Origin of the sequence: Candidatus Phytoplasma gossypii, from assembly GCF_030586975.1 — a bacterium.
Taxonomy (GTDB): Bacteria; Bacillota_I; Bacilli_A; order Acholeplasmatales; family Acholeplasmataceae; genus Phytoplasma; species Phytoplasma citri.
Genome location: NZ_JAOSIT010000038.1, coordinates 1 through 4,248, shown reverse-complemented (window position 1 = coordinate 4,248; position 4,248 = coordinate 1). Strand labels below are relative to the sequence as shown.

The 4,248-nt window shown below is 26.4% G+C and carries 3 protein-coding genes and 1 pseudogene; all 4 read right to left on the bottom strand.

Annotation, left to right across the window (positions count from 1 at the left end; genetic code table 11):
* Positions 1–305, bottom strand: a pseudogene (locus OC698_RS02665) (group II intron reverse transcriptase/maturase); the annotation flags it as partial.
* A gap of 558 nt (positions 306–863) precedes the next feature.
* On the bottom strand, positions 864–1,079 hold the full coding sequence (locus OC698_RS02660; RefSeq protein ID WP_420887793.1) for a RuvC family protein: 216 nt from the start codon (positions 1,077–1,079) through the stop codon (positions 864–866).
* Positions 1,076–3,697 carry an alanine--tRNA ligase gene (gene alaS, locus OC698_RS02655; RefSeq protein WP_304513164.1) on the bottom strand — a complete coding sequence of 874 codons (2,622 nt, stop codon included), beginning with the start codon at positions 3,695–3,697 and terminating at the stop codon, positions 1,076–1,078. Before alaS ends, OC698_RS02660 begins: the two co-directional genes overlap by 4 nt.
* 43 nt (positions 3,698–3,740) lie before the next feature.
* Complete coding sequence (gene rpmF, locus OC698_RS02650; RefSeq protein WP_304513163.1) at positions 3,741–3,929, bottom strand: 50S ribosomal protein L32; 189 nt, start codon at positions 3,927–3,929, stop codon at positions 3,741–3,743.
* Between the last annotated feature and the right edge of the window lie 319 nt (positions 3,930–4,248).

Sequence of the window (4,248 nt, the reverse complement as noted above, 5' to 3'; positions counted from 1 at the left end):
GTTCTTTTATTATCGCTAGGAATGAGAATTCTTTTAACTGGTTCGGGGTTATAACCATTATTGACGTATTCCTGATGGTATCTTTCTAGCCTTTCTAGATTAATCCCATCAATGGTTTCATTATCAATACCCGGTGTTCCCGCCCCTTTGTTAGTAGAAATTTTATTAAATGCTATTAACGTATTATAGAAGTTATTCATTCCTTGCTGTAATTCTCTTTTTAAAGAATAACCATTTGATGAACGATATTGAATTTTATCCAATGTTCGCGAAAGTTTAGTTTCTAGTGAAACCGTTGTTGACATAATATATCAACCCCTTCCTTGATACCATTGAATAAATAGTAAATTACTTTCTTCTTTCGCCCTATAAGAGTCATTAACTCTCTTCTTGGTAAGCCGATTAACTAAATTATTCCAAATTTAGATTTACCCTTACGACTACTAAAAAGATGCTTTATCCTTGACCATCCAGACTTTTACCCCCGGATTAGTAAATTTAATTACTTAGTTTTAGGATTCTCCAAGTTACGCTAAATTTCTACCTTAATTCTTTAGGGGAAGTATCCTCTTTTGGGAGGCTGATTCCAGGTTTCTTTGATTTGATAAACTACTCAGTACTTAACATTTATACTAGTAGACTCTGGACTGTCCGTTTCAGCAACTTCCGAGACAGGTTCTGAAATTACATCATTTTCCCTTCTTAGGCCATTGCAGGCTTCTCCATAGAATTATTTGGTGGCAGGGTCCTCTTGACTAATTTGCTTTTGTCACAGCCCGCTTTTATGGTCTGCTATAATCTGACATTCTTTCGTTTGTCAAACCGACCATCTCCATTCAGAGTTTATCGGCTCTGGCTATTGGTTAGATAGCACGAAATTTAGGCCTCTTTGGCGCCCTATTAAGTTCAGTAATTATTTTGGATAAAGGTAAAACTAATTGATGATATTGATGCCTTTGAAATTTAATAGTTTTTAAATTTTTGGCAATAATTCCAAATTGAGAAAATGAAATTCCCAAAGTTTTTTCTCCCAAATCTAAACCTAAAAAATTTTTTTTTTGATATAATTGCTCTTTCATAAACATTTTAACCATTCTTGTCGCAATATTATTAATTTATCTTTGCGATAACTAATACTTTTAGCAAAAGTTGCATTTCCTCCACCTTTTCCTTCAATGATAATATTTGCACGATTTATAAAATTTTTAGCATTAATACTATTAATATTACTTTTGCAAACTAAAATAAAATATTCAGATTTTTGCTTATATAAACATAAAAAATTAATTTTTAATTTTTGTATTAAATAATCTAAAAGATTTTTCAACATATTTTCATCAATATCGATATTATCGCAACTTAAAAACATACAAGGTTCTATTTTAGAAGGTATAATTTTTTCAGCTTCTTTAATTATTTTTATCATATTTTTTTGATAAATTTGTTTTTGTATTCGCAACCACAATTTTTTTAATTCTTCGCAATAATCTTTATAAATAAAAATACTTTTATAACTATCCTTGTCTTCTTTAAATTGAGGAATATTAACTTTATTAGTAAAATCATCATAATAATATTGTTCTATTTGATGCAATATTTTTTGTTCTTGGATACGCAAATGTTTAGTTTTAGAATCAAAACCAAGAATGATATTATTAGTAGTGGTTGTTGCTTCTATTCTGTAAATTCCGGAACCGATAGAAGTATAGGACAAAATAGCGAATTTTTCCAAAAACAAAGTATTAAAAGCATGAGTTCCGCCGCATAATTGAGTCGAAATATTCTTAATTTCGATTACTCTCACAATATCATTATACTCAATTTGTTCAAGCAATTGTATTTTTCGATCTTGAGCTTCTTTAAAAGTCATTATTTTGACATTTATAGGATATTTTTCATTAATCCATGAATTTATTTTGTTTTCTATAGAAATTAGATCATCTAAAGATAAAGATTTATAATAATTAAAATCAAATTTTAAAATTTTATGATTCAAAAAAGAACCACATTGTTGTATATCAGGATTAAATAATTTTTTTAAAGCAGCATGTAATAAATGAGTCGCTGTATGGTTTAAAGAAATTAAATGTCTTTTTTGTAAATCAATGCATGTGTTAACCTGTTGACCTAATTCAAAATAATCTTTTGTATAGTGTAAAAATTGCCCATGAGGTAATTTAATAACTTTCTCAATATAACTTTGATTAATCATACCAAAATCTGAAATTTGGCCTCCCATTTCAGCATAAAAAGGGGTTTTGTCCAAAACAATTCCATTTTCAAAAACTTTAATAATTTTAGCCGAAGCACTAAAACATTCATAACCTACAAATTCACTTTTAAGAGTAAAATTAGAATACTCATTATTTTGATAATTTTTATTTTTAAACACTATTTTACCTTGATTAGATGATATTTTTTTTTGTTTTTCTAAAATATTTTCAAATTCGTTTTTTTCTGCTAAAATTTTATAATTTTTAGCATATTCTAAAATTATATCTGGAGGCAATCCATAAGTATCATAAAGTTTAAAAAAATCTTTAGCCAAAAGTTTTTTGGAAATTTTAGTAAATTCTAAAAATTTATTTTTTCCTTCTTGTAAAGTTAATAAAAACTTCTGTTCTTCTGTTAAAATGATTTGTTGAATAATTGATATTTTTGATTTTAAATATGGATAAAAGTCTTCCATTATATCAACTACTGTAGGCGCTAATTTAAATAAAAAAGGATCATTAAATCCTAATTTAAGTCCTTTTTGGAAAGCTCTTCTTAAAAGTTTTTTTAAAATATAACCTCTACCATCATTAGATAACATAACTCCATCAGCAATCCCAAAAACTAAAGCTCTAATATGATCAGAAATAATTTGAAAAATTTCTTGATTTTCATCTAATTGATATATTATATTGCTTAAAATAGAAATTTTTTGAATAATAGGTAAAAATAAATCAGTTTCAAAATTATTATTTTTATTTTGCAAAATACAAGTTAAACGTTCTAGACCGACTCCAGTATCAATATTTTTATTGGGTAATTCCCGATAAACTTTACGATTATTTTTAATTTCTAAATTATATTGAGAAAAAACAATGTTCCAAATTTCAATAAAACGGTTATTGTTAATGTTATTTAAAATTAAACTATGATTACGCGAATCATATGTTGGTCCACGATCAAAAAAAATTTCGGTACAAGGGCCACACGGTCCTTCTCCTATTTCCCAAAAATTTTCTTTTAAAGCAATTAAATGATTTTTATCAATGCCTTTTTGTAACCAATACTCATAAGTTTCTAAATCTTTTTCAAAATAAGTAATATATAATTTACGAAAATCTAAGGCTAAAAATTCATGAGATGTTAAAAATTCAAAAGCAAATTCGATAGCTTCTTTTTTAAAATAATCTCCAATAGAAAAATTTCCTAACATTTCAAAAAAAGTATGATGACGAGAAGTTTTTCCTACCATATCAATATCATTAGCTCTTAAACATTTTTGAATATTAACTATACGTTTGTGATGAGGAATTACGGAACCATTAAAATACTTTTTTAAAGGCGCTACACCAGCATTAATCCATAACAAAGTAGGATCTTTATCTGGTATCAAAGATGCTGATGATTCTATTTTATGTTGTTTAGATTTAAAAAAATTTAGCCATATATTGCGAATTTCTTGCGATGTTTTAATGTTGATCATATTAATGCCTTTTTTATTTAAAATATTAATTTTTTAAATATGATTAATTCGTATTTTGTATTTTTGAAATTAATTTATTTTTATAAAAACTACTACCATTTTTAGTTAAACGATGAGGTAAAGTGAATTTATTAGTATCAGGACATAATACCAAATTAGGTGTTTTTAATTTGTAATGAGTACGTCTTTTTCTTTTAGCAGTTTTACTAGTTCTTCTAAAAGGGACAGCCATTTTAATTTTTCTCCTTTGTCATTATTAAATAAAAAAAAAATTTTTATTTAATAATAAAAATTAATTTTAATTATTGAATTATTGCAAATTAACAAAAGTAATTTATTTATTATTTTATGGCGTTTGAGGAGGGATTCGAATCGTGATAGAATTACTACATTTCATTATTTCTAACTATTATAATAAGCCCCACACACCACCGGACAAGCTAGTTTCCCAGCATCCGGCGATTATTTAAGTGATAATTTGATTTAGCCTAAAAATTTATAATTTCTTGAGTTTTTCTCCATCTAGATAGATCAAAACTCTTTATCCATTT

What these genes read in the sequence shown, in the direction of transcription:
- OC698_RS02660 (WP_420887793.1), bottom strand. Translation starts at nt 1,079, where the DNA reads ATGAAAGAGCAATTATATCAAAAAAAAAATTTTTTAGGTTTAGATTTG.
- alaS (WP_304513164.1), bottom strand. Translation starts at nt 3,697, where the DNA reads ATGATCAACATTAAAACATCGCAAGAAATTCGCAATATATGGCTAAAT.
- rpmF (WP_304513163.1), bottom strand. Translation starts at nt 3,929, where the DNA reads ATGGCTGTCCCTTTTAGAAGAACTAGTAAAACTGCTAAAAGAAAAAGA.